A 24764-nucleotide genomic window follows, 5' to 3' on the forward strand; every position below is an offset into this window, starting at 1 on the left:
TTCTTTCCTGCCCCTTCCAGACTTTTACAGGCGGACGGTGGCATGCAATGCTGTCAAAGAGCGAAGCGGGATCCTAGCAGCAATCCGGTTTGTAGGACAGGATGCCGCCCTGTACGGTGGCATGATGGTGTCCCGATCGATGATCCTTGCGCTCGCCGCCGCGCTGGTGCTCGCCGCCTGTTCGCCCGACGACAGGGAAGCGCGCCGTCGTGCGGCGGGGCCGATGCCGTCGGTGGCGGCGCTCGCGCGGGTGGCCAGCGCCGCTGCGGGCGCCAGGCTCTTCACCCGGTGCTCCGCCTGCCATTCGATCGGCCGGGGCGCACCCGATCTCGGGGGACCCAACCTGTACGGGGTAATGGGACAGGAGATCGGCCAGAACAGTCCGCGCTTCGCCTATACGGCCGCATTGCAGGCGGTCGGCGGACGCTGGACGCGCGCGCGGATGGATGCCTGGCTCGCCAACCCCCGGCGCTTTGCGCCCGGCACGGCGATGGGGTTCGCGGGACTGGCCGATCCGCTCGATCGCGCGGATGTCATCGCCTATCTGGAGACGCAGCGGTGATGACGCCCTGGTGCGGCTAGGGGCGGCGCTCCCGCTCCGTCGCGTCGCGCGCTACAGCGAGCGCCCGATCAGCTCCTTCATGATCTCGTTCGTCCCCCCGAAGATCCGCGTCACCCGCGCAGCGCGCCACGCGCGCGCGATCGGATATTCGTTCATATAGCCAGCGCCGCCGTGGAGCTGGAGGCAGGCGTCCATTACCTCCCATTGCAGATCGGTGTGCCACAGCTTGGCGGCGGCGCCTTCCTCGTTGGTCAGTTCGCCCTTCAGATGCCGCGTGATCGCCCAGTCGAGATGCGCCCAGCCGACCTGCAGCTTGGCTTTCAGGTCCGCGAGCACGAAGCGCGTGTTCTGGAAATCGAACACCATCCCCGCAAAGGCCTTGCGCGTCTTGGTGAACTCGACCGTCTCGTCGAACGCCTTTTGCGCCGACGCGTGGACCGACACCGCGATCGACAGGCGTTCCTGCGGCAGCTGGCTCATCAGATAGATGAAACCCTTGCCCTCTTCGCCGAGGCAATTGGTCATCGGCACGCGGACATCCTCGAAGAACAGCTCGGACGTGTCGGCGGCGTCTTGCCCGATCTTGTCGAGCTTGCGGCCCTTGCTGAACCCCTCGCGGTCGCTTTCGACCAGGATGATCGACATGCCTTTCCACGCGGGCTTGGCATCGGGGTCGGTCTTGGCGACGACCAGGGTCAGGTCGGTGTTCTGGCCGTTGGTGATGTAAGTCTTGGACCCATTGATGACATAGTGATTGCCATCCTTTTTCGCGGTCGTGCGGATCGCCTGGAGATCGGATCCAGTGCCCGGCTCGGTCATCGCGATCGCGGTGATCACCTCGCCCGAGACGAGCTTGGGGAGCCACTGCCCCTTCTGCTCTTCCGACCCATAGGTTTCGAGATAACCGCAGACGATGTCGGACTGGAGCGAGAAGCCCGCGGGCACGCCATTATACGCCATCTCCTCGTCGACGATCGCATTATAGCCAAAGTCGAGCCCCAGCCCGCCGTAAGCCTCGGGCACGGTCGGGCAGAGCATCCCGATCTCGCCCGCCTTGCGCCAGAAATCCTTGGGGACGAGCCGGTCTTCCTCCCAGCGATTGACGTGCGGGACGCCTTCCTTCTGCAGGAAGCTCCGCACCGTCTGGCGGAATGCCTCGTGATCTTCGGTATACGCAAAGCGGCCGGCGACGGAGTCGAGCGTCATCAGATCAGTCCTCTCTTGCAACCTTCTTTTGTCGAGATGTGCGGGGGGATGACGCGAACGTCAATCACTATCGCGACAGCCCGCGCTCGACACGCCCGGGCAGGGGGGTATGCTAGGGGAAAATCGCAGGAGAGTTCATGAAACTGGCAAGCCTCAAGTCCGGCCGCGACGGTGCCCTCGTCGTCGTGTCGAACGATCTCGCCTGGTATGCCGACGCCAGCCACATCGCGCCGACGCTGCAGGCGGCGCTCGATGACTGGGACCGGCTCGCCCCCGATCTCGCGAATCTCAGCACCGATCTCGAGCATGAGATGATCCCGATGCGGCGGTTCCACGAACATGCCGCCGCCGCGCCGCTGCCGCGCGCGTATCAGTGGGCGGACGGCTCGGCCTATGTGAACCACGTCGCCCTGGTGCGGCAGGCGCGCGCGGCGGAGATGCCCGACAGCTTCTGGCACGATCCGCTGATGTATCAGGGCGGGTCCGACGGGTTCCTCGGCCCGCGCGATGCGATCCCGCTTGCGGACGAAAGCTGGGGCTGCGATTTCGAGGGCGAAGTCGTCGTCGTGACGGGCGACGTGCCGCAGGGCGCGAGCCGCGAGGACGCGCTGGCGGCGGTGCGGCTGGTCGGGCTGACCAACGACGTCTCGCTCCGCAATCTGATCCCGGGCGAGCTCGCCAAGGGCTTCGGTTTCTTCCAGTCCAAGCCAGCGAGCGCCTTCTCGCCGGTGTTCGTCACGCCCGACTCGCTCGGCGACTGGTGGCAGGACGGCAAGCTCCACCGCACGCTGATGATCGACCTCAACGGCCAGCCGTTCGGGCGAGTCGCGGCGGGCGAGGACATGACCTTCGATTTCGGCACGCTGATCGCGCATGCCGCCAAGACGCGCGCGCTGGGGGCAGGGACGATCGTCGGGTCGGGGACGGTCTCCAACCGCGATTCGGATGGCGGACCGGGCAAGCCGATCGCGGCGGGCGGCGTCGGCTATGCGTGCCTCGCCGAGGTGCGGACGGTGGAGACGATCCTCGAGGGGGGCGCGAAGACGCCGTTCCTCAAGGCGGGCGATACCGTGCGGATCTGGGCCGAGGACGACAAGCGGCACCCGATCTTCGGGGTGATCGAACAGACGGTGGGGTAAGGGGGCGAGGCGCTACCTTTTCTTCCCTCATCTCATCCCTCATTTCTTCCCCGGCGAAGGCCGGGGCCCAGTAGCGCAGGTTGCTGTAATCTTGCGCAGCGTCAGACAACAACGCGCCCTCGACTGGGCCCCGGCCTTCGCTGGGGAAGGAATAAAGAAGACCGGAAAAGCGACGGAACCCACGGAATTTGCGTCACCCGGCGCAGACCCCCTCGCCAAGCCCCGCGAAATTTTATAACAACGCCGCGCATAGAACGAATCTGCCCGCTGGCCATCGGCCGGAGAGGCGTCCGCTTGGAGAGTATATGGCACGCGACCCGGTCCCGGCCCATCTGAAGAAGAACCTGCCACCGCTGTCGCTCTATGTGCCCGAGCCCAAGTTCCGGCCCGGCGACGCGGTCGACTTCACGCAGGTTCCGATTCCCGCAGCGGGCGAAACCCGCCGCCCCGACATTGGCGATGCGGCGCAGAGCTTTACCGATCTGGCGTATCAACTCGTCCGCGTGCTCGACGAGGATGGCCAGGCGGTCGGCCCGTGGAACCCGCGGCTCTCCCCCGATACGCTGCGCGCGATGCTGCGCAGCATGGCGCAGGTCCGCGCGTTCGACGAACGCATGTTCCGCGCGCAGCGGCAGGGCAAGACGAGCTTCTACATGAAGTGCACCGGCGAAGAGGCGGTCGCGGTCGCGGCGGCCTATGCGCTCGATTACGAGGACATGTGCTTCCCGTCCTATCGCCAGCAGGGCCTGCTCATCGCGCGCAACTGGTCGATGGTCGACATGATGAACCAGATCTATTCGAACAGCGCGGATCGGTTGCAGGGCAAGCAGTTGCCGATCATGTATTCGGTCAAGGAAGCCGGCTTCTTCTCGATCTCGGGCAATCTCACCACGCAATACCCCCAAGCGGTCGGCTGGGCGATGGCGAGCGCGGCCAAGGGCGACACGCGGATCGCGGCGACCTGGTGCGGCGAGGGTTCGACCGCCGAGGGCGACTTCCACTCCGCCTGCACCTTCGCGAGTGTCTATCGCGCGCCGGTGATCTTCAACGTCGTCAACAACCAGTGGGCGATCTCGTCCTTCTCAGGCTTTGCGGGCGCCGAATCGACGACCTTCGCGGCACGTGCGGTCGGCTACGGGATCGCAGGGCTGCGGGTCGACGGCAATGACGCGCTCGCGGTCTATGCCGCGACCGCCTGGGCGGCGGAGCGCGCACGGACCAATCAGGGGCCGACGCTGATCGAGCATTTCACCTATCGCGCCGAAGGTCATTCGACCTCGGACGATCCGGGGCAATATCGCTCGGCGGGCGAGCCGACCGCATGGCCGCTCGGCGACCCGATCGCGCGGTTGAAGGCGCATCTGATCGCGCTCGGCGAATGGGACGAGGAGCGCCACGCGACGCAGGACAAGGAGTTGGCCGAAATGGTCAAGGCCGCGCAGAAGCAGGCCGAAGCCAACGGCGTGCTCGGCCACGGCCTGCACCAGCCGCTCGACTCGCTGTTCGACGGCGTGTTCGAGGAGATGCCGTGGCATCTCAAGGAACAGCAGGCGCAAATGATCGCCGAGGAAACCGCCAGCGGCCGCCCATGGGCGCGCAAGTGATGGGTGCCCGGCCCAGCGGCGCAGCCACCATGTCCTCCTTCTTTCTTCGTGGCTTAGTGTCTTCGTGCGAGTCAAAATTTCTCGCACAAAGCCACAAAGCCACGAAGAAGGTTTTCAGAGCCGCAGTCGCGGCGGGTGCAGCAGCATGACTGAATCGACTCGCATGAACATGATCCAGGCGATCAACTCCGCCATGGACGTGATGATGGACCGTGACCCCGACATCGTCGTGATGGGCGAGGACGTCGGCTACTTCGGCGGCGTGTTCCGCGCGACCGCTGGGCTCCAGAGCAAATACGGCAAGACCCGCGTGTTCGACACGCCGATCACCGAGTGCGGCATCATCGGCGTCGCGGTCGGCATGGGCGCGTACGGCCTGCGCCCGGTCCCCGAGATCCAGTTCGCGGATTACATCTACCCCGCGCTCGACCAGTTGGTCAGCGAAGCGGCACGGTTGCGTTATCGTTCGGCGGGGGAATTCACCGCGCCGATCACGGTGCGCTCGCCGTTCGGTGGCGGCATCTTCGGCGGGCAGACCCACAGCCAGAGCCCCGAGGGGATCTTCACGCATATCTCGGGCGTCAAGACGGTGATTCCCTCGACCCCCTATGACGCCAAGGGCCTGCTGATCGCGGCGATCGAGGACAATGATCCGACGATCTTCTTCGAACCCAAGCGGATCTACAACGGTCCATTCGACGGCCATTGGGACCGCCCGACGCAAAACTGGTCGCAGCATCCCGCGGGCGAGGTGCCGACCGGCTATTACAAGATCGAGCTCGGCAAGGCGAAGGTGGTCCGTCCCGGCGAGGCGCTGACGATCCTGGCGTACGGCACGATGGTCCACGTCGCGCTGGCGGTGATCGCGGAGGCCGGCGTCGACGCCGAGGTGATCGACCTGCGCACGCTGGTGCCGCTCGACATCGAGACGATCGCGGCATCGGTGGAGAAGACCGGGCGCTGCATGATCATCCACGAGGCGACGCGGACCAGCGGGTTCGGCGCGGAACTGTCTGCACAGGTGCAGGAGCGTTGCTTCTACCACCTCGAAGCCCCAATCGAGCGCGTCACCGGGTTCGACACGCCCTATCCGCACAGCCTTGAATGGGCGTATTTCCCGGGTCCGGTCCGGATCGGCGAGGCGCTCAAGAAGATTATGAAGGACGCATAATGGCACGCTTTACCTTCAAGCTCCCCGACATCGGCGAAGGCATTTCCGAGGCGGAGATCGTCGCCTGGCACGTAAAGGTCGGCGAACGCGTCGAGGAGGACCAGCAGGTCGCCGACATGATGACCGACAAGGCCACGGTCGAGATGGAATCGCCCGTCTCGGGCGTGGTGGTCGAACTCGCGGGCGAAGTCGGCGACCAGGTGTCGATCGGCGCGGCGCTGGTGGTGATCGAGACCGATGCCGACGTTTCCGCCGAGGAAGCGCCTGCGTTGCGGAGCGACGAACCGGCGGAGCTGAAGGCCGCACCGGCGAGCGCGGAGCAGGTCGAGGTCGCGCAGCAATATGAGGCGGAGAATCCGGGGGTGGAGGAGGTCACTTCTTCTCCCTCGTCCGCTTCCTCTTCTTCTTCCCCGGCGGAGGCCGGGGCCCAGTCGCGGCCGGCTGGTAACGAAGCGCCGTCCTCACCAACCTCGACCTCCGCGACTGGGCCCCGGCCTTCGCCGGGGAAGGAAGATCACGAGAAGAAGAGCGTTCTCGCGTCCCCCGCGGTCCGCGCGCGCGCGGCGGATCTCGGCGTCGACCTCTCGCAGATCAAGGCCGAGGGCGACCGCATCCGCCACAGCGATCTCGACGCGTTCCTCCGCTACGGCGGCGCGCAAGGCTATCACGCCCCGCACGCCTCCAATGCCCGCGCGGACGAGGCGATCAAGGTCATCGGCATGCGCCGCCGCATCGCCGAGAACATGGCCGCGTCGAAGCGTGCGATCCCGCACTTCACCTATGTCGACGAGATCGACGTCACCGCGCTGGAGGCAATGCGCGCGGACCTCAACGCTAACCGCGGCGGACGCCCCAAGCTGACGCTGCTCCCGCTGCTGATCGTCGCAATCTGCAAGACGATCCCGGCGTTCCCGATGCTCAACGCGCGCTATGACGACGAGGCGGGCGTGGTCACGCGGCACGGCAGCGTGCACCTGGGCATGGCGACGCAGACCGACGCGGGCCTCACCGTCCCCGTCATCCGCGACGCGCAGGACCGCAACGTCTGGCAGCTCGCGACCGAGATCGTGCGCCTCGCCGAAGCCGCCCGCGCGAACAAGCTCGCGCCCAGCGAGATGGGCGGCGGCACGCTCACCGTCACCTCGCTCGGCCCGCTCGGCGGGATCGCGACGACGCCGGTCATCAACCGCCCCGAAGTCGCGATCATCGGCCCGAACAAGATCGTCGAACGGCCCATATTTGTCGGCGACGAGATCGTGCGCGCGAAGCTGATGAACCTGTCGATCAGCTGCGACCACCGCGTGGTCGACGGCTGGGATGCCGCGAGCTTCGTCCAGGCGCTGCGCAAGTATCTGGAAACGCCGGTCCTGCTCTTCGCGAACTGAGGGGCGCGGGCGGGGCAGGGCGCAGGCGCGCCTTGCCCTCGCCAAATTCCGTCATCCCCGCGGAGGCACAAGTGTTCTCCCGCGAAGGCGGGAGCCCAGGAGTCTCGAGAGCTGTAAGATGGCGTTTTGCTTAGCCCTGGATTCCCGCCTTCGCGGGAAAACAGCAAGTGGGGGCATAAACTGACTTTCGCGGGGGTCTCGCCTGCGCGGGAGAGGTAGGGGAGGAACCCCTACTTCCCCCGCGTCTTCTGCAACGACCCCGCCATCGATCGCGCCACCCCGCGCGGCGTGAAGCGGATCGCGCCCGCCATCACGCTGTTAAGCAGCCCCGAAACCGCGACCGCGCGGTTCGCCGCCAGCGCGCGCAGCCCGTCGCGGACCACCACGTCGGGCTCGGTCGCGAACCGCTTGAACAGCTCGCTATCCCCCATGTCCGCCACCTCGGCGAATTCGGTCCGCGTCGGCCCGGGGCACAGGGCCGACACGCGCACGCCGCCCGCCTTCACTTCCTCGTGCAATCCTTCGGAAAAGCTCAGCACGAACGCCTTGGTCGCATAATAGACGCTCATCCACGGCCCCGGCTGAAAGGCCGCGGTCGAGGCGACGTTGAGGATTGCGCCGTCGCGCCGCTGGAGCATCCCCGGCAGCACCGCATGGCACAATTCCACCAGCGCGCGGCAGTTGAGGTCGATCATCCGCGCCTGCATCGCGCCATCCAGTTCGGCGAACGCGCCGCGCGCGCCATAGCCCGCGTTGTTGATCAGCGTGGTGACCGCAAGCCCGCGCCGCGCGACTTCGGCGATCAGCGCTTCGGGCGCGCCCGGCGCGGCGAGGTCGCTCGCGATGACGTCGGCGGCGACCTGATGGTCGACCCGGATCCGCTGCGCGAGCGCCTCGAGCCGGTCGGTGCGGCGCGCGACCAGAATGACGTTCTCCCCCGTCGCCGCGACCGCGAGCGCAAAGCGTTCGCCAAGGCCGGCGGACGCGCCGGTGATCAACGTCGTGCCGTGCGCCATGCGATTTCCCCCGATGTGTCCGCGCATGGTAGAGCGCGTGCCGGGTGCGGGCAATCGTCCCGCCGGCACGGAGACAGACGATGAAGCGCGAGGTTCGGTTCCCCAATGCGGAAGGCGTGATGCTGGCGGGATCGCTCGAGCGCCCGCCGGGCCGGGTGCGTGCGGTCGCGCTGTTCGCGCATTGCTTCACCTGCACCGCGCAGAGCCACGCTGCGCGCCGCGTCAGCCTCGCGCTCGCCGAACAGGGGATCGCGACGCTGCGGTTCGATTTCACCGGGCTGGGCGCGAGCGAGGGTACGTTCGCCGACAGCCACTTCAGCGCGAACGTCGCGGATCTGGTCGCGGCGGCGGATTTCCTCGCGGGCGACATCGGCGCACCCGACATCCTGATTGGCCATTCGCTCGGCGGCGCTGCGGTGATCGCGGCGGCGGAGCATATCCCGGCGGCGCGCGCGGTGGTGACGATCGCCGCACCGTTCGATCCGCGCCACGTGCTCCATCTCATCAAGGGGGCGGACGACCTCGCCGACGAACCGCGCGAGGTGTCGATCGGCGGCGGCCGTTCCGGATCGGGCGCGAGTTCCTCGCCTCGGTCGAGGGGCAGGACCAGGCGAACCGGCTCGCGCATCTCAAGCGCGCGCTGCTCGTGCTGCATTCGGCGACCGATGCGACCGTCGGGGTGGAGAATGCGCGCGCGATCTTCGAGGCGGCGAAACACCCCAAGAGCTTCGTCGCGCTGGATGGCGCGGACCATCTGCTGACCGATCCGGCGCAGGCGAGCTATGCCGCGCAGCTCATCGCCGCCTGGGTCCAGCCGTTCCTCGGCGCGGCGATGCCGGTGGGAGAGGTGCCCGAGGGCCATGTCCGCGTGACCTCGACCGAGGCGAAATTCGTCCAGATCGTCGAATCGGCGGGGCACAGCTTCCTTGCGGACGAGCCGCTCAGGATGGGCGGGAGCGATCTCGGGCCGACGCCGTACGACCTGCTGCTCGCCGCGCTGGGGACATGCACCGCGATGACGCTCCGGCTGGTCGCGGCGAACGAGGGGATCCCGCTCGACGGTGTCGCGGTGACGTTGCACCACCGCCGCCATCACGCCGATGATTGCGCCGCGGCGGCGGGCGGGCGGCCGCAGATCGAAGTGCTCGAGCGGGTGGTGACGCTGCAAGGCGCGCTGACCGACGCACAGCGCGCACGAATGCTGGCGATCGCGGACAAATGCCCGGTGCATCGCACGCTCGCAGGCGACCCGCGGATCGAGACGCGGCTGGCGGAGTGAGGGAGCCTGGGGTAGCTGAACGCGTTACCCCGGCGAAGGCAAGACCTTTGCGAAAGTCGCTCGATCCCACATCCGTTACCCCGGCGAAGGCCGGGGCCGTGTAATTATCCGGGCGCCGCGAGGCGGCTGGGTGCGGTATCGCCGGTTTTGCCCCCTGACATGGCGGCCCCAGCCTGCGCCGGGGTGACGGGAAGGGCCAACAAAGCGACTTTCGCAGAGGTCTCGCGAAGGCCGGGGCCGCCATGTCCGGCGCCCGCGACCGGCGATACGGCACTCCGTCGCGCCCGATAACCACACGGCCCCGGCCTTCGCGAGACCATAGGTGTTCTCCCGCGAAGGCGGGAGTCCAGGAGTCACGAGAACTGTAATCGTTGTTCTGCTTGGCTCTGGATTCCCGCCTTCGCGGGAAAACAGGAGATGACCGGTCGGTAACCCAAGTTTCGCAGACGTCCCGTCTTCGTCGGGGTGGTCGCGGGTCAGCCTGGCGCGCTACACGATCTCGAACAACCCCGCTGCGCCCATCCCGCCCGCGGTGCACATCGACACAACCACCCAGCGCACCCCGCGCTTGCGCCCCTCGATCAGCGCGTGGCCGACGAGGCGCGACCCGGTCATTCCGAATGGATGCCCGATCGCGATCGCGCCGCCGTTGACGTTATACTTCTCCGGATCGATCCCGAGCGTGTCGCGGCAATAGAGGCATTGCGATGCGAACGCCTCGTTGAGTTCCCACAAGCCGATATCCGCGACGCTCAGCCCCGCGCGCGCGAGCAATTTGGGGATCGCGAAGACCGGGCCGATCCCCATCTCGTCGGGCGCGCACCCCGCCGCCTGGAACCCGCGGTACAGCCCGAGCACGTCGCGGCCCTCGGCCTTGGCGGTGGCGTGATCCATCACGATCTGCGCCGATGCGCCGTCCGACAGCTGGCTCGCATTGCCCGCGGTGATCGTCTCGCCCGGACCGGTGAATGCGCCCCCCGGCCACACCGTCTTGAGCCCCGACAGCGCTTCCAGCGTCGTCCCCGGGCGAATGCCCTCGTCCTGCGCGAGCGTCACCGTCTCGCTGCCGGTGCGCGCGCCCGCCTTGTCGAACAGCGCCTTCTCGACCGTGATCGGCGCGATCTCCTCGACGAACGCGCCCGTCTCCAGCCCGCGCGCGGCGCGTTGCTGGCTCTGCGCCCCATAGGCGTCCTGCGCCGCGCGGGTGATCCCGTAGCGTTGCGCGACGATCTCGGCGGTCTCGATCATCGGGATGTAAGCGGCTGGCTCGCGGTCGGTGACCGAGCTGTTGACGAAACGCGGCGCATCCTTGGTGACGGTCAGGCTCACCGATTCCATCCCGCCCGCAAGCGCGACGTCGATCTCGTCGCACAGGATCGACCGCGCGGCGAGCGCGATCGCGGTCAGCCCCGAGCCGCATTTGCGATCGAGCGTGAAGGCGGGAACGGTCTGCGGCAGCCCCGCGGCGAAGGTCGCCATCCGCCCCGCGTTGCCGCCCTGGCTGCCCCATTGGTTGCCGACGCCCCAGAAGATCTCGTCGATCCGCGCGGGGTCGATCCCGGCGCGGGTCACAGCGGCGTTCATCACGTGCGCGGCGAGCACCGGCGCCTCGGTCACGTTGAACGCACCGCGATACGCCTTGCCGATCGGCGTCCGGGCGGTGGAAACGATCGCGGCTTCACGCATGATGGGGGACCTTTCGAGGATCGGGTATGGTGGGTTGTAGAGGGGGAGGCGTCGTGGCGTAAAGAGCTTCCGTTTGTTTGTGCGAGGGCGAGCGTATTTCCGAAGGGGCGGGAGGGCACTCCAAAGCCGGCGTCACCCTGAACTTGTTTCAGGGTCCACCGTGCCACAATGGCTGGCTGCCCGAGAGGAAAGGTGGATGCTGAAACAAGTTCAGCATGACGGCGTTGGTGGGTGGGGCTGGCGCACGTCCCAAATGCACCGGGTTCTGTTTCCAGCCCGCCGGCTCTATGGCAGCCCACATGACCTCTCCCCAAACCTATGATGCCATCATCCTCGGCGCCGGCGCGGCCGGGCTGATGACCGCCGCCATCGCGGGCCAGCGCGGGCGGCGCGTGCTGTTGATCGACCATGCCGACCAGATCGGCAAAAAGATCCTGATCTCGGGCGGCGGGCGGTGCAATTTCACGAACGTCAACACTGCGCCCGACCGCTACATCTCCGCCAACAAGCATTTCGCCAAGTCCGCGCTCGGGCGCTACACCGCCGCCGATTTCATCGCGCTGGTCGATCGCCACGGGATCGCGTGGCATGAGAAGACGCTCGGGCAATTGTTCTGTGATGGCTCGGCCAGGCAGATCGTCGCGATGCTCCAGGACGAATGCGATGCAGCCGCGCGGGGCGGGGGCGCGGTCGAGATCGCGCTTGGCGGCGCGGTGCGGGACGTCGAGCATGCCGATGGGCAGTATCGCGTCAGTGTCGGCGCACGCACGGCGACCGCGCCCGCGCTGGTGATCGCCACCGGCGGCCCGTCGATCCCGCAAATGGGCGCGACCGGCTTTGCCTATGATCTCGGCCGCCGCTTCGGGATGAAGATCGTCGAACCGCGCCCCGCGCTGGTGCCGCTCACGCTCGGCGGCGAGGAAACGCTGTTCCGCTCGCTCTCGGGAGTCGCCGCCGAAGTGGTCGCCAAGGTCGGCAAGACGCACTTCCGCGAGGCGGCCTTGTTCACGCACAAGGGGCTGAGCGGGCCGGCGATCCTGCAGGTGTCGTCCTATTGGCGGCACGGCGAGCCGGTCGGGATCGACTTCCTGCCTGCGCTCAAGCCGGGCTGGCTGGTCGCGGCGAAACATGCGCGCCCGCGCGTGTCGCTGGCGTCGGCCTTGTCGAACCATTTGCCCGGGCGGCTGGCGGAGACGCTCGCGGACCGGCTCGGGGTCGAGGGGGAGATGGGGGCGTCGACCGACAAGGCGATCGACGCGGCCGCGCGACAGCTCGCGGACTGGCGCTTCACGCCGAATGGCACCGAGGGGTTCGCCAAGGCCGAGGTGACGGCTGGCGGGATTTCCACGGCGGAGCTTTCCTCGCAGACGATGGAGTCGCGCAAGGTGCCGGGGTTGTATGCGATCGGCGAAGCGGTCGACGTGACCGGGTGGCTCGGCGGGTATAACTTCCAATGGGCGTGGGCGAGCGGCTGGGCGGCGGGGATGGCGGTCTAGGCCACGAACCGCCGCAGCTGGCGAGCCTGCCAAAACGTTTGCTCCAGACACCTCGATGTGTATGATGCGCACGATGAAAAGCGCCGATCTCATTCGTGAGTTGAAATCGGCGGGATGGATGCTCGATCGCGTGCGCGGATCGCACCACGTGTTCACCCATCCGGATCGCGGCGGCCATATCGTCGTGCCGCACCCCAAGAAGGATCTGGGGGCGGGACTGGTCGCGGCGATCCGCAAGCAGGCGAAGATCTGAGGAGGCTCCTGTGCGCTACCCCATCGCGATCGAACCCGGCACCGAAACCACCGCATTCGGCGTGGTGGTGCCAGACCTCCCCGGCTGTTTCTCCGCCGGGGATACGTTGGACGAGGCGCTGCGTGGCGCCGAAGAAGCCGCTGCCGCCTGGATCGACGCGGCCCTCGATTCCGGCAACGGCGTACCCCTGGCGCGAAGCCTGGATACGGTGCGGCTCGACCCGGCCTTTGCGGGATGGGGTTTCGGCGTGATCACGCTCGACCCGGCGCTGTTCGAGGACACGATCGAGCGCGTCAACGTGACCCTGCCGCGACGCGTGCTGAAGCGGCTCGATGCGATGGCGCGGGCGGCGGGAATCAGCCGGTCGAGCTACATCGCGCAGATGACGCTCGACCCGTCGCAATCGGATGCGGAACGCGCGGCTTAGTCGTTTTCCACACCCCCCCGTGCATTTTCCGCACGCCCGTGCTAGAGGCATGATTTGGCGCGCGCCCCCGCCGCCCCCATATTCGGAATACCATGCCCTTTACACATCTCCCCACGCTTCTTGCCGAAGCGCTCTCCGCCCGTGGCTATGCCGCCCCCACCCCCGTCCAGGCGTCGGTCATCGAACCGCAGGCCGAGGGCCGCGATCTGATCGTGTCCGCGCAGACCGGGTCGGGCAAGACCGTCGCCTTCGGCCTCGCGATCGCCCCGCAATTGCTGACCGAAGACGAAGGTCGCTTGCCCCCGCCGCGCGCGCCGCTTGCGCTCGCGATCGCACCGACGCGCGAGCTTGCGCTCCAGGTCAGCCGCGAGCTCGAATGGCTCTACGCCAAGGCGGGCGCCCGCATCTCGACCTGCGTCGGCGGGATGGACGCCAGCCGCGAGCGCCGGTCGCTCAGCCACGGCGCGCATATCGTCGTCGGCACGCCGGGCCGTCTGCGCGATCACATCGAGCGCGGCGCGCTCGACCTGTCCAACATCAAGGCGGTCATCCTCGACGAAGCCGACGAGATGCTCGACATGGGCTTCCGCGAGGATCTCGAGCTGATCCTCGACGCCTCGCCCGAGGGACGGCGCACGCTGCTCTTCTCGGCGACGATGCCCAAGTCGATCGTCGCGCTGGCGAAACGCTACCAGAAGGATGCATTGCGCATCTCGACCGTCGGCGAAGACCGTGGACACGGCGACATCAGCTATCAGGCGGTCACCGTCGCGCCCGCGGATATCGAGAACGCGGTCGTCAATTTGCTCCGTCTCCACGAAGCCGAGACCGCGATCCTGTTCTGCGCGACGCGCGACAATGTCCGCCATCTCCATGCCGGGCTGATCGAGCGCGGGTTCGCCGCGGTCGCTTTGTCGGGCGAGCATAGCCAGAACGAGCGCAACAGCGCGATGCAGGCGCTGCGGGACAAGCGCGCGCGTGTCTGCGTCGCGACCGACGTCGCCGCACGCGGGCTCGATCTGCCGTCGCTCAGCCTCGTCATTCACGTCGAGCTGCCGCGCGACGCCGAGACGCTCCAGCATCGCTCGGGCCGGACCGGTCGTGCGGGCAAGAAGGGCACCGCGATCCTGATCGTACCGTATCAGCGCAAGCGCCGCGTCGAGATGATGCTGCGCGGCGCGCGGATCGCGGTCGAATGGATGAACGCGCCGACCGTCGACGACATCCGCCAGGCCGACAAGTCGCGCTTGATGACGATGCTGATGGAAGACGTCGAGATCGACGAGGACGATCGCGCGCTGGGTGCACAGCTGCTCGAGAAGAAGACCCCCGAGGAGATCGCCGCCGCGCTCGTTCGCAGCTATCGCGCGCGGATGCCCGCGCCCGAGGAAATGATCGAGGCGAGCGGCTCGGGTGCCGGTGCCGGTGGCGTGTCGCGGGAAGCGGGCAAGGAGCATCACCGCGACGGCTTCGACGACGTCGTCTGGTTCCGCATGGACATCGGCCGCCGCCAGAACGCCGATCCGCGCTGGATCCTGCCGCTGATTTGCCGTCGCGGGCACATCACCAAGAACGAGGTCGGTGCAATCCGCATCGCCGCGAACGAGACGATGTTCCAGGTGCCGAGCGCGATCGCGAGCAAGTTCATGTCCGCGGTCAAGCGCACCGAAGGCCAGGAAGCCGAAGGCGCGGTCCAGTTCGAGGCGGTCCAGGGGGGCCCCGAACAGGCCGAACGCGCCCCACGTCGCGCGAACGGCCCCGCGCCGGTCCGCCATGCACCACGCCCGACGCTGCGTCCGGCGGGGGGCGCGACGCGGCGTCCGCGGTCGTAAGGTCGGTTCGCTCCAAAAGCACTTCCCCGGCGGAGGCCGGGGCCCAGTCGCGAAGATCGCCGTAACGAAGCGCAGCATGCGCCGATCGACGGCCCGCGACGGGGCCCCGGCCTTCGCCGGGGCGCCACCTGTTTCGGTAAGGGCGATCTAACGTATCCGTCTCCGTGCGACCGCCCAACCCTTCCCATCCCGCGCGCCAAACGCTAACGCGCTTCCCATGAACGCACCGCTCCCCAAGGCCTGGGTCATGGCCATCGCTCCCTATGTCCCGGGTCGCTCGACCACGGATGGCGATGCCCCCGTGATCAAGCTATCGTCGAACGAGAACCCGCTCGGCACCAGCGCGCAGGCGGTTGCCGCCTTCTCGCGCCACGCGGGCGACCTCGCGCGCTATCCCGATGCGGGCGCGATCGCGCTGCGCGAGGCGATTGCGGCGCATCACGATCTCGACCCCGCGCGCGTCATCTACGGCACCGGGTCGGACGAAGTGCTCCACCTGATCGCGGGCGCCTATGCTGGCCCCGGCGACGAGGTGATCCAGGTCCGCTACGGTTTCGCGGTCTATGAGATCGCGACCCGCCGCGTCGGCGCGACGCTCGTCACCGCCGACGACGGGGACCACGCGACCGACGTCGATGCGATCCTCGCCTGCGTCACCGACCGGACGCGCGTCGTTTTCGTCGCCAACCCCAACAACCCGACCGGCACCTTCGCGCGCAAGGAAGAGATCGCGCGGCTGCATGCGGCGCTCCCGAGCCACGTGATGCTGGTGCTCGACCAGGCCTATGCCGAATATCTCGCGCCCGAGGACGACGATGGCGGGCTCGAGCTCGCGCGCACTCAGCCGAACGTGATCGTCACGCGCACCTTCTCCAAGATCCACGGCCTCGCCGCCGAGCGGATCGGCTGGGGTTATGGCTCGGAAGAGGCGATCGCCGCGATGCATCGCATCCGCGCGCCGTTCTGCTGCACCACCGCAGGGCAGGAGGCGGCGATCGCCGCACTCGGCGCGGCGGACTTCATCGCCCAGTCGCGCGAGCATAATCGCGTGTGGCGTGCGTGGTTCACCGACGAGATGGCGAAGCTCGGCAACGCCGGCCTGCGCTCCGTTCCGAGCGAGGCGAATTTCGTGCTCGTCCTGTTCGAGGGCAGCGTCACCGCCGAGACCGCCTACAAGGCGTTGCTGGAGCGCGGCTATATCGTGCGCTGGTTGCCGGGGCAGGGGCTCGCCAACGGGCTCCGCATGACGATCGGCACCGAGACCGAGACGCGCGGGCTTGCCGCCGCGTTGCGTGAGATCGTCGCGGGGTGATCCGCGCGCCCCGGATACGGGCCTTGGCCTTCGACGTGTTCGGGACCGTCGTCGACTGGCGGACGAGTATCGCGCGCGAGGCGAGCGCGTTCTTCGCGGCGGCGGGGGTTGCGGGGATCGACCCGCACGCCTTCGCCGACCAGTGGCGCGGGCTGTATCAACCCGCGATGGAGGCATGCCGCTCGGGTGGGCGACCCTATACCCGGCTCGACGTGCTCAACCGCGAGACGCTCGAGACGCTGCTCACGGATCACGGGATCGTCGCCGATCCCGAACGCGTCGCCGACTTCGCGCTGGCGTGGCGGCGACTAGATCCGTGGCCGGATTCGGTCGCGGGGCTGACGCGGCTGAAGGCGCGCTTTCCGATCGTCACGCTGTCGAACGGCAATGTCGCGCTGATGCTCCACCTCGCGCGTTTCGGCGGCTTGCCGTGGGATGCGATCCTCGGCGCGGAGGCGACCGGGGTCTACAAGCCGTTGCCGCAGGCGTATCTCGGCACCGCCGACATCCTCGGCATCGCACCGGAGGACCTTTGCCTGGTCGCGGCGCATCACAGCGATCTCGCGGCGGCGCGCGGGTGCGGATTGCGGACCGCTTACGTCGACCGGCCGCTTGAACTGGGCGGCACGCCCAAGCCGGATCGTCGGGCGGCGCAGGACTGGGACTTTGCGGCCGACTCATTGACCGAACTGGCGGACAAGCTCGAGAGCTGACGCCCGTCACCCCGGCGGAGGCCGGGGCCGGCACGTTGGTCGCGGAACCGCCGATACGCAGAATACGATCGCGGCCCCGGCCTGCGCCGGGGTGACGGGAGGGGGGGTATAGCGACTCTCGCAGAAGCCCCGGCCTGCGCTGGGGTGACGGGCGTTCACGCCGCCAGCATCTCCTTCAACGGCACACCCGCATCCGCCAGCAGCGCAGGATCCACCACCGCGCGTGCCACCACCAGGGCGCGGCCCTGGACGTAATCGCGCGTCGCATTGACGCAATCGAGCGCGATCACCGCGCAGTCGCGCAGATACACCACCGATAAGCTCCGCGTCGCCGGATCGCCGCGCACGACGGTCGCGTCATAGCCGGTCGACAGCCCGACGGTCTGGAGCTTCAGATCATATTGGTTCGACCAGAACCAGGGCACGGCATCATAGGGCGCCGCCTCGCCGCTCAGCAGTCGCGCGACCGTGGTCGCCTGGTCGTTGGCGTTCTGGACCGATTCCACCCGGATCACCGCACCGTCGGCGAACCCGTTCGCATGCGCGGCGCAATCGCCGATCGCGAACACGTCGGGGAGCGAACTGCGGCAGAACGCATCGACCGTGACCCCGTTGCCGCCCTCCGCGCCCGCCGCAAGCAGCGGCGCGACCGCGGGAACGATCCCGATCCCGACCACGACCATCTCGCCCGGCACGACCGTCCCGTCGTCGAGCCGAACCCCGGTCGCCGCGCCATCCCGCCCTTCGATCGCGGTCACCGTCACACCCGTCCGCAGGTCGACGCCGTGGGCACGATGCTCGGCCTCGTAAAAGGCCGACAGCGGTTCACCCGCGACGCGCGCCAGCACGCGCGGGGCCGCCTCCAGCACGGTGACCTGCTTGCCGAGCTTGGTCAGCACCGCCGCCGCCTCCAGCCCGATATAGCCGCCGCCGACCACGACCACCCGCGACACGGAGGGAAGCTCCGCGATCATCCGGTCGACGTCGGCGCGCGTGCGGACGCCGTGGACACCGCGCAGATCGTGCCCGGCACAGCTCAACCGGCGGGGCGCGCCGCCCGTCGCCCAGATCAGCGAGCGATATCCGATCGTCGCGCCGTCCGCGGTCGTGACACAGTGCGCCGCCGGATCGACCGCGACCACCGTGCGCCCCGGCAACAGCGTGATCGCGCGATCGGCCCAGAAGGCGGCGGGCCGGATCAGGATCCGCTCGAACGGCTTGTCCCCGGCGAGATAGTCCTTCGACAGCGGCGGGCGTTCATAGGGCAGCTCGGGCTCGTCGCCGAGCAGCGCGATCGTCCCGTCGACCTTGCGCTGGCGCAGCGCGATCGCCGCCTGCGCGCCACCATGGCCCGCGCCCACGATCAGCACGTCGAACGGGGCGGTGGCTTCGGTCATGCTACGGCTCTCCTCGGGACAGGGTTCGCCACCGCATGCCCCGCTCCGCGCCATCGATCAATCCGCGCCGCGCATCAGGTCAGGATCTGCATCAAGGTCGGCAGGTCGAGGATCGGCGTGAACTTGAACCCGACATCGCCGTCCCGCGCCCAGCGGATATAGCCGGCGCGGGGCGCGATGCCGTCGAGGATCAGGCAGGCCGCCGTATCGACCTTCAACACGCCCGCGCCCCGCAACCGCGCGCCGCCCGCGCTGAGGTCGATCAGCTCGATCGCGACGGTCGCCCCAGCGACCCGCAATTGCGCGAGACGGTTGGTCGCGAAGCGGGGCGCGCGCGCGCAATAGCCCTGCCGTGTTCCCCGGTCGGCGACTTTCGCCAGATCCTGCGGCTCATCGAACGCGAGCCCAACCAGAAACCCGCGGTTCCACACGACGCGCGCGAAACAGGGACCGAGCCCGCGCATCTCGAACGTCAGGCGTTGGCCGATCATGGGAACGGTCAGCGTCTCGATCTTGGCACCGCCGACCGACAGGTCGCGGACGAAACAGAACATCTCGCAATCGTCGAGCATCAGCTTGCCGGTCGCCAGCACGCGGCGATACCGCTCGTCCTCGCGCCGTTCGGTGACGACGCGGGGGGCGGCGGGGGCGGCGACGGGGGGCGAGACGGGGGAAGCGGCGAGGGGCGTGGTGAAAGAGGTAGGGAGAGGGGTGGAGACAGGCGCCAGATAGGTCATCGGATCTTTACCCTGTAGCGGATCTGGAACGAGCCGCTGGTTGCGAAAGTGGTGGTCGGCTTGAGGCGGATCGCGCGGACCCGCGAGTCGAAGCCGTCCGCGTCGGGAGTCGGCACGTAGCCCCAGCTCGTCCCGTCGAAGAAATCGACGCAATCGGTGGCGCTGGCGAGCGACGTGAAGGTGCAGCTGAGGTTGCTGCTCCCGAGGCCCAGGCCGAGCAGGCTGCCGTCGAGGAATTCGACCGGTCCCTTGCCCGTCCCCGCGAGATCCGCGACGCGCAGGATGACGCGGGCGGGGAGCACGTCGTCCACCGTGATGTTGCGGACCGGGAGCAGCGCGTTGGTCGCCGGGTTGGTGAACAGCAAGCGGTAATCGACGATCGCGCCGGGAATCGCCTTGGGTGCGATCGTGTTGACCGGGTCGGACACGACGCTCGCGGTCTTGGTCACGCTGAGCTGGTCGGCCGCCGCCATGCCGGGAAGCAGCATCGCCGCGAGGCCGGCGAGCAGGATGGTCGCGCGCCGCATCACTTCGCCCCTCCGAAGATCGCGCGGCCGGCGCGGCCGAGCGACCATTGGTCGAACTTGAGCCGCGCGGTGACATAGAAGCCCGAGCGGGTGTAGCGATCCGCCTCGAAATCGCGGTCGCGGTAGCCGGCGATGTTGTAGCCGACCGAGATCCACACGTTCTGCGCGGGCGACACCCCCGCCGCCGGCCCGCCGCTGAACGCGATGCTGCCGCGGTCCCACGCGTGCTGGACCGAACCCTGCACCCCGACGTCGAAGCGGCGGCCGAGATCACGGCGCAGGTCGAACCCGAGCACGTCGATATAGCCGGTATAGTCGTCGGTGCCGAAGCTGCCGCGGACCCACTTCGCGCCGTAATAGACCGTCGCCTCGAACCCGTGGCCAGCGCCTTCCGGCCCGCTGCGGTAATTGACCGCGAGATTGTTGATCAGCCGCAGCGTCGCCTGGAAGCCAGCGCCATATGCGGGGACGCCGATGACGTTGCCGTCGGTAATCCCGGCATCGGCGTGTTCGTTCCGCGCCCGGAGCCGCTCGAGCAGCGACCAGTGGCTGTCCTGCGGGCGGAGCGCGAGCGCCAGGTCGGCGGTGCCGAACGATGCCCGCGCGCCCTTCTTGTCGGTCAGGTCGGAATAACGGACGCTGGCGGCGAGCGTGCGGCCCGCGCCGAGCGCGCGAAGCACGTCGCTGTTGATCGTCCAGCGGTTGCTCTGGTCCGACCGGCGATATTCGAGGCGGCCGTTCCACGACCAGCGCTCGGCGCGGTATCCGCCGCCGACGGTTGCCGCGACATAATCCCCGTCATTGCCATATTGCCCGGCGATCGGCGTGTTTGCGGTGCTGGCGAAGGCGTTGACCAGCGCGCCGCTCGGCACCTTGCCACGAAGCGTCGAATTGGCGTCGAGCGTCAGGTCGAGGTTCCAGCGCTTGCTCAGCTGAAGCGACTGGTTGAGGCCATATTGCGCATAGGTGCGCTGGCCGTTCTCGCCGCCGGTGGTCGCGGTGTTGCCGATCTGGTTCGCCGCCTGCTGGTTGATCGTGCTCATCAGCTTGGCACCCGACCAGGGGGCGACGTCGAAGCCGACGCGCGCGGTGTTGGCGGTGAAGGCCTTGCCCTGCGAGATCTCGTAGCCCGCGAGCAGCCGCACGCTCTTGCTGATGCGGAGTGCGGCGGTGACCTGTTGGCGCAGCGGGAAGTCGACGCTTTCCTTGTCGCCGCCGGGCGCGACCTGCGCCTGCGCGCCGATCGTGAGCTTGCCGCCGAGCAGGTCCTGCGTGCCGCCGAGCGTGAGCAACCGCGAGTGGCGCGCCTTGCCGTCGATCCCTGTGTCATCGGCATAGGTGCCGCCGACGAACAGCGTGCCGCGCACGCGGCGATATTCGAGCCGCGTCTCGGCCGCGTTGCGCGATCCGGGCGCGTCGAGCTGGGTCGCGTTCCAGGCGGTGAGCGTCAGCGCGAGCCGGTCGGCGAGTGCGACGCGCCCGTCGATCCCCACCTTGCGCGTGCCCGCGTCGACCACATTCTGCTGGCCGAGCCCGAAGCTGCGATCCTGGCTGCGCGCATAGACGAGGAGGTCGGCGCGGCGGGTGTGGATCTCGCCCTCGCCGAGCCATGCCTTGCCGGTGCCGATCCCGAGCTTGCCGCCGGTGGCATATTCCGCGCGGATCTCGGTGTTGCCGGTCGGCTTGGCCTTGAGGTCGAGCCCGGCGACCGTCGCGCGGCCGATCGTCTCGTCGCGCAGCAGGCTCGCGCCGAGCTGCGCACGGCCACGGGCGAGGCGGACGGCGGCGCGGCCACCCGCGGCGAGCTTGCGCGTGGCGCCCTCGGTCTCATAATCGACGACAATGAACACCGGGTTGTTGCTCGCATCGCGCCCGAGCACGGGTTCGCGGAAGCGGATCGTGCCCGCGCTGGTGTCGATGTCGTAATCGATGTGGCGGGTCAGCTGCCGGGTCGACAGGATCAGCTCGGGCCGCAGGCGGTCGCGCGTCTCGATCCGGAGCTTGTCACTGTTCGGCACGATGTCGCGGCCCGACAGGCGATACGGGCCGGACAGGCCGTTGCCCTGGATCTCGTCGCGGCCATACAGCTGGTCGGTATCCGCCGCGAACGCGCTGAACAGGATGCGATTGCCCTGATACTCCGCCTTCACCCCGTTGAGCGTGCGGCTGTAGCGGGTGAGCTGCGTGTCGGTCAGCCCGGTCTCGAAATCACCGAGCAGCGCATACAGGTTGCGGCGCTCCAGCCGCAGATACAGCTTGCGCTGGGTGGCGGCATCATAGGCCTGCTGCGACCCGTCGCCGTACACGGTGTAATAGCGGTCGGGATCGATCGTGCCGAGCAACCCGCGGGTGCGGTCGATCGTGCGGGCGCTGTCATAGGCGATCGTGGCCAGCCACGAGCCCTTGATCCGCCCCTTGGCATAGAAGGCGATCTGCCCGTCCTGGACCATCCCGCCGCGCATCCCGCGGGGCAGGGTGCTGGTGTGGGTCCTGAGCGTATCGTAGCCGAGCGTGCCCGCGCCGAAGCCGACGATCATCCAGTCGCGTGCCGCCCCCGACAGCCAGGCGCGAATGTCGCTGGTGCGCATCTGCTTGTCCTCGGCGAGCGCGACCGAGAGGTGCACCGCGCCCGCCTGCGTCGTCGGTTCGAGCGCGATGAACGCGAGGCCGTCGTCACCGGTGACACGCGCGGTGGCCGAGGCGCGGCCCCGCCCTTCGAGCGGGCGGCGCTGCGCGAGTTCGGCATCGACCGCGGCGGTATAGGGCTGGTCGACCGTGAACGGGATGACCGTCCCGTCGCGCACCGGGCGACCGGCGGCATCGGTGACGCGCACCGCGATCAGCGGGCGGGTCAGGCCGTCGGCGGTGAGGCGGCTCTTGTCGGCGGCATAGGTCGCGCGGACCGCTGCGGTCGAGGAATGGACGATCCGCTCCAGCGTGGTGACGACCGCGCCATTGGCGTCGAGCACGCGCGCGACGATCCGGTTGTCGCCGTCCTTGAGTCCGATCCCCGACCAGCGCGACAGCGCGATCGTCCTGGCGGGGTTGGTCTCGGTGGTGTCGAAGGCGAGCGCTTCCGCGAGCTGCCCGTTGACGCTGAGCGCGACGCGCTGACCGGGGGCATGCTTGACGACGACGCGGGTGACGGGCGCGCGCGGGTTGGTGTCGGCGGCGGGGAACAGGATCTCGGTGCCCGCGGTCTGCCCGGCGAACCAGTCGCGGTCGCCCGCCGCGATGCTGTCGCTCGCGACCGCGATCGGCAGCGCGTCGGCGGCGGCGGCCTTGACCCCCGTCGGGCGGAGCTGGAAGTCGACGCGCTTGAGCAGCCCGCCCTGCGCCTCGACGAAGCGCGAGATCGCGCTGCCCGCGGTCCGCGTATCGCTGTCGCAGGCGACCGGCTGGTGCGAGGCGGGAAGGCTGTTGGTGTCGAGCTGGACGACGTGGCGACCCGGGCGAATGCCCTCGACGTGATAATAGCCGTCCTTGTCGGTGACGACGAAGGTGCCGTCCTCGAGCATCAGGCGGATGCCGCGGAGGCCGATGCGTCCGCTGTCGGGATCGCCGCACCCGCCCTCGGTCACGCGGCCGATCAGGGTGAAGCCGCTGGTGAACAGCAGCGGGGTGATTCGCACCGAAGCCGCCGCCTCGTTGCTCGTCGCACCTGCGCTGCCCGCCGCGAGCACGCGGTTGAGCGCCTCCCCGGTCGGCGCGCCGGGCGCGACCGAGACGACGTAGCGGATGTCGACACGCTGGCCGACCGGGATCGCCGGCACCGCGAAATCGAGGTTGCGGCCGTCCGCCGAGGGTACCGCCTCGCTCGCGCCGCGCGTCGATCCGCGTTCGTAGCGCAGGCCGTTGGGGAGGATGTCGGTGAGGTGGACGTTGCGCGCGGTATCGCTGCCGCGGTTGGTGACGCTCACCAGATATTGCACGAAATCCCCCGGCGACGCCTCGCGCACCGAGGCGGTCTTGGCGATCAGCAGCGCGCTCTGGCCCGCGCGATCGAGCGGAATGTCCGAGAAAAACGGCTTGGGCGTGTCGATCGTGAAGCGTTTGCCAAAGGACGCGTCGTTGAGGATGAACGGCAGCCCGGTCGGGTCGCGCAGCGCGGTCAGGTCCGCCAGCGACCGCGTGCTCGGCGCGGTATAGGCGCCGGGCGGGGTGATGCGCAGGTGGTAATTCCCCTGCGCGACGAACGGGAAGCGATAATTGCCCTGCGTGAACGTGTAATTCCGTCCGCTCGCGTCGGTCGCCTGCGTCCCGCTGACGACGGTCGAGGGGTAGCGGCTGGTGCCGTCGTCGCCGTACACGACCGCGGGCTGGTCGGCGTCGTCGAGCAGCGCGACGGTCGCGCCGTCGACCAGCGCGCCGGTGCCCGAATCGAACACATAGCCGGCCGGATCGACCAGGACCGACGCGCTCGACGCCAGGCTGAAGTCGTCTTCCTGGAACGACAGCGTGAAATTGGCGCCGCGCCCGCGCGTCACGTCGCAGGGGGCGATCTCCGGGCTGCCGCCGCCCTTTTCCGGAACGCCGCCGGCGAACACGCCGGTGTCTGGCCCCGTTTCGAGCAGCTCGATCGTTCCGGTCGTGGTCGGCGTCGTCACCGTGATGTGCGACAGCTCGCGGACGTTGGGATCGTGATTGCCGCCGGCATTGTCGAGCACGAGGATCAACGGCTCGCTGGTATCGAGCGCGGCGAGCCTGGGGGCGGTGGCCAGTGCCGCGGCGTCGATCGGCGCCGGCGTGAACTTCTGCGGCGACGTCTCGCACTTCAGTCCCGTCAACTGATACCCGACGGGCAGCAGGCGGAAACTGAGCGTCGTCGGGCGCTTGGTCCGGTTGACGTCGAGCGTCACCGTATTGGAGGATATCGATTGCCGGCCGCTCGAGGCATCGAAGCCGAGCGTCGCCGTATTGGCAATGCGCGTCACATCGGCCGCCATTCCGGGAATGGCGGCGGCAAGCCCGAGGAGGGCGCCAAAGTGCGCGAGGTGCCTGAATCTGGACATGGCGGGGCGT

General features: G+C 68.5%; 20 protein-coding genes. 13 read left to right on the top strand and 7 right to left on the bottom strand.

What is annotated here, in order from left to right; genetic code table 11:
• Positions 1-124: 124 nt before the first annotated feature.
• Positions 125-562 carry a c-type cytochrome gene (locus L8K25_RS17590; protein ID WP_242140327.1) on the top strand — a complete coding sequence of 146 codons (438 nt, stop codon included), beginning with the start codon at positions 125-127 and terminating at the stop codon, positions 560-562.
• Between the two features lie 51 nt (positions 563-613).
• Here the strand turns inward: L8K25_RS17590 and L8K25_RS17595 are convergent, their stop codons facing one another.
• Positions 614-1768, bottom strand: a complete 1155-nt coding sequence (locus L8K25_RS17595) for an acyl-CoA dehydrogenase family protein (RefSeq protein WP_242140291.1) — start codon at positions 1766-1768, stop codon at positions 614-616.
• A gap of 137 nt (positions 1769-1905) precedes the next feature.
• Between L8K25_RS17595 and L8K25_RS17600 the strand changes: the two genes are divergently transcribed.
• The 4 genes from L8K25_RS17600 (at position 1906) to L8K25_RS17615 (ending at position 7067) form a co-directional block, all read left to right on the top strand.
• On the top strand, positions 1906-2907 hold the full coding sequence (locus L8K25_RS17600) for a fumarylacetoacetate hydrolase family protein (RefSeq protein WP_242140292.1): 1002 nt from the start codon (positions 1906-1908) through the stop codon (positions 2905-2907).
• Between the two features lie 305 nt (positions 2908-3212).
• Positions 3213-4511: a 3-methyl-2-oxobutanoate dehydrogenase (2-methylpropanoyl-transferring) subunit alpha gene (locus L8K25_RS17605; RefSeq protein ID WP_242140293.1), complete on the top strand. Its 1299-nt coding sequence runs from the start codon at positions 3213-3215 to the stop codon at positions 4509-4511.
• Positions 4512-4674: 163 nt separating this feature from the next.
• Positions 4675-5682, top strand: coding sequence for an alpha-ketoacid dehydrogenase subunit beta (locus L8K25_RS17610; RefSeq protein ID WP_242140328.1), 1008 nt, complete (start codon positions 4675-4677; stop codon positions 5680-5682).
• Positions 5682-7067 carry a dihydrolipoamide acetyltransferase family protein gene (locus L8K25_RS17615; RefSeq protein ID WP_242140294.1) on the top strand — a complete coding sequence of 462 codons (1386 nt, stop codon included), beginning with the start codon at positions 5682-5684 and terminating at the stop codon, positions 7065-7067. The genes L8K25_RS17610 and L8K25_RS17615 overlap by 1 nt, the downstream gene beginning before the upstream one ends.
• Before the next feature lie 230 nt (positions 7068-7297).
• Here L8K25_RS17615 and L8K25_RS17620 read toward each other — a convergent pair whose 3' ends face one another.
• Entirely contained in the window at positions 7298-8110 is an 813-nt protein-coding gene (locus tag L8K25_RS17620; RefSeq protein WP_242140295.1) for an SDR family oxidoreductase, read from the bottom strand.
• A gap of 53 nt (positions 8111-8163) precedes the next feature.
• On the opposite strand from L8K25_RS17620, the gene L8K25_RS22820 reads away from it, so the two are divergent.
• Both L8K25_RS22820 and L8K25_RS22825 read left to right on the top strand, forming a co-directional pair.
• Complete coding sequence (locus L8K25_RS22820) at positions 8164-8844, top strand: alpha/beta fold hydrolase (protein WP_347341159.1); 681 nt, start codon at positions 8164-8166, stop codon at positions 8842-8844.
• Positions 8763-9362, top strand: a complete 600-nt coding sequence (locus tag L8K25_RS22825; protein WP_347341160.1) for an OsmC family protein — start codon at positions 8763-8765, stop codon at positions 9360-9362. The genes L8K25_RS22820 and L8K25_RS22825 overlap by 82 nt, the downstream gene beginning before the upstream one ends.
• Positions 9363-9851: 489 nt before the next feature.
• Here L8K25_RS22825 and L8K25_RS17630 read toward each other — a convergent pair whose 3' ends face one another.
• A complete protein-coding gene (locus L8K25_RS17630; protein ID WP_242140296.1) occupies positions 9852-11048 on the bottom strand; it encodes an acetyl-CoA C-acyltransferase in 1197 nt (398 codons plus the stop codon).
• 299 nt (positions 11049-11347) lie between these two features.
• Between L8K25_RS17630 and L8K25_RS17635 the strand changes: the two genes are divergently transcribed.
• The 6 genes from L8K25_RS17635 (at position 11348) to L8K25_RS17660 (ending at position 17081) form a co-directional block, all read left to right on the top strand.
• A complete protein-coding gene (locus L8K25_RS17635) occupies positions 11348-12544 on the top strand; it encodes an NAD(P)/FAD-dependent oxidoreductase (RefSeq protein WP_242140297.1) in 1197 nt (398 codons plus the stop codon).
• Between the two features lie 73 nt (positions 12545-12617).
• The gene (locus L8K25_RS17640; RefSeq protein ID WP_242140298.1) at positions 12618-12797 is read left to right on the top strand and encodes a type II toxin-antitoxin system HicA family toxin; all 180 of its coding nucleotides are present in this window, start codon (positions 12618-12620) and stop codon (positions 12795-12797) included.
• Between the two features lie 10 nt (positions 12798-12807).
• The gene (locus L8K25_RS17645) at positions 12808-13224 is read left to right on the top strand and encodes a type II toxin-antitoxin system HicB family antitoxin (protein WP_242140299.1); all 417 of its coding nucleotides are present in this window, start codon (positions 12808-12810) and stop codon (positions 13222-13224) included.
• Positions 13225-13316: 92 nt separating this feature from the next.
• Entirely contained in the window at positions 13317-15056 is a 1740-nt protein-coding gene (locus L8K25_RS17650; protein WP_242140300.1) for a DEAD/DEAH box helicase, read from the top strand.
• Positions 15057-15273: 217 nt separating this feature from the next.
• On the top strand, positions 15274-16368 hold the full coding sequence (gene hisC / locus L8K25_RS17655; protein ID WP_242140301.1) for a histidinol-phosphate transaminase: 1095 nt from the start codon (positions 15274-15276) through the stop codon (positions 16366-16368).
• A 23-nt stretch (positions 16369-16391) separates the two neighbouring features.
• Positions 16392-17081, top strand: coding sequence for a haloacid dehalogenase type II (locus L8K25_RS17660; protein ID WP_242140302.1), 690 nt, complete (start codon positions 16392-16394; stop codon positions 17079-17081).
• Positions 17082-17236: 155 nt separating this feature from the next.
• On the opposite strand, the gene L8K25_RS17665 is transcribed toward L8K25_RS17660, so the two are convergent.
• The 4 genes from L8K25_RS17665 to L8K25_RS17680 form a co-directional block, all read right to left on the bottom strand.
• The gene (locus tag L8K25_RS17665; protein WP_242140303.1) at positions 17237-18478 is read right to left on the bottom strand and encodes an FAD-dependent oxidoreductase; all 1242 of its coding nucleotides are present in this window, start codon (positions 18476-18478) and stop codon (positions 17237-17239) included.
• Positions 18479-18552: 74 nt separating this feature from the next.
• Positions 18553-19215 (bottom strand): PilZ domain-containing protein, encoded by a 663-nt coding sequence (locus tag L8K25_RS17670; protein ID WP_242140304.1) that lies wholly within the window; start codon positions 19213-19215, stop codon positions 18553-18555.
• Positions 19212-19742, bottom strand: a complete 531-nt coding sequence (locus tag L8K25_RS17675; RefSeq protein ID WP_242140305.1) for a hypothetical protein — start codon at positions 19740-19742, stop codon at positions 19212-19214. The genes L8K25_RS17670 and L8K25_RS17675 overlap by 4 nt, the downstream gene beginning before the upstream one ends.
• Positions 19742-24754: a DUF11 domain-containing protein gene (locus tag L8K25_RS17680; RefSeq protein WP_242140306.1), complete on the bottom strand. Its 5013-nt coding sequence runs from the start codon at positions 24752-24754 to the stop codon at positions 19742-19744. Before L8K25_RS17680 ends, L8K25_RS17675 begins: the two co-directional genes overlap by 1 nt.
• Between the last annotated feature and the right edge of the window lie 10 nt (positions 24755-24764).

Source organism: Sphingomonas sp. TREG-RG-20F-R18-01 (assembly GCF_022662475.1).
Lineage (GTDB): Bacteria > Pseudomonadota > Alphaproteobacteria > Sphingomonadales > Sphingomonadaceae > Sphingomonas.

Excerpts from the sequence above, each read along its gene's own strand:
- L8K25_RS17590 (WP_242140327.1), top strand. The coding sequence starts at position 125 with ATGGTGTCCCGATCGATGATCCTTGCGCTCGCCGCCGCGCTGGTGCTC.
- L8K25_RS17665 (WP_242140303.1), bottom strand. The coding sequence starts at position 18,478 with ATGACCGAAGCCACCGCCCCGTTCGACGTGCTGATCGTGGGCGCGGGC.
- L8K25_RS17615 (WP_242140294.1), top strand. The coding sequence starts at position 5,682 with ATGGCACGCTTTACCTTCAAGCTCCCCGACATCGGCGAAGGCATTTCC.
- L8K25_RS17630 (WP_242140296.1), bottom strand. The coding sequence starts at position 11,048 with ATGCGTGAAGCCGCGATCGTTTCCACCGCCCGGACGCCGATCGGCAAG.
- L8K25_RS17640 (WP_242140298.1), top strand. The coding sequence starts at position 12,618 with ATGAAAAGCGCCGATCTCATTCGTGAGTTGAAATCGGCGGGATGGATG.
- L8K25_RS17595 (WP_242140291.1), bottom strand. The coding sequence starts at position 1,768 with ATGACGCTCGACTCCGTCGCCGGCCGCTTTGCGTATACCGAAGATCAC.
- L8K25_RS17610 (WP_242140328.1), top strand. The coding sequence starts at position 4,675 with ATGAACATGATCCAGGCGATCAACTCCGCCATGGACGTGATGATGGAC.
- L8K25_RS17675 (WP_242140305.1), bottom strand. The coding sequence starts at position 19,742 with ATGCGGCGCGCGACCATCCTGCTCGCCGGCCTCGCGGCGATGCTGCTT.
- L8K25_RS17605 (WP_242140293.1), top strand. The coding sequence starts at position 3,213 with ATGGCACGCGACCCGGTCCCGGCCCATCTGAAGAAGAACCTGCCACCG.
- L8K25_RS17600 (WP_242140292.1), top strand. The coding sequence starts at position 1,906 with ATGAAACTGGCAAGCCTCAAGTCCGGCCGCGACGGTGCCCTCGTCGTC.
- L8K25_RS17670 (WP_242140304.1), bottom strand. The coding sequence starts at position 19,215 with ATGACCTATCTGGCGCCTGTCTCCACCCCTCTCCCTACCTCTTTCACC.
- L8K25_RS22820 (WP_347341159.1), top strand. The coding sequence starts at position 8,164 with ATGAAGCGCGAGGTTCGGTTCCCCAATGCGGAAGGCGTGATGCTGGCG.
- hisC (WP_242140301.1), top strand. The coding sequence starts at position 15,274 with ATGAACGCACCGCTCCCCAAGGCCTGGGTCATGGCCATCGCTCCCTAT.
- L8K25_RS17620 (WP_242140295.1), bottom strand. The coding sequence starts at position 8,110 with ATGCGCGGACACATCGGGGGAAATCGCATGGCGCACGGCACGACGTTG.
- L8K25_RS17680 (WP_242140306.1), bottom strand. The coding sequence starts at position 24,754 with ATGTCCAGATTCAGGCACCTCGCGCACTTTGGCGCCCTCCTCGGGCTT.
- L8K25_RS17635 (WP_242140297.1), top strand. The coding sequence starts at position 11,348 with ATGACCTCTCCCCAAACCTATGATGCCATCATCCTCGGCGCCGGCGCG.
- L8K25_RS17650 (WP_242140300.1), top strand. The coding sequence starts at position 13,317 with ATGCCCTTTACACATCTCCCCACGCTTCTTGCCGAAGCGCTCTCCGCC.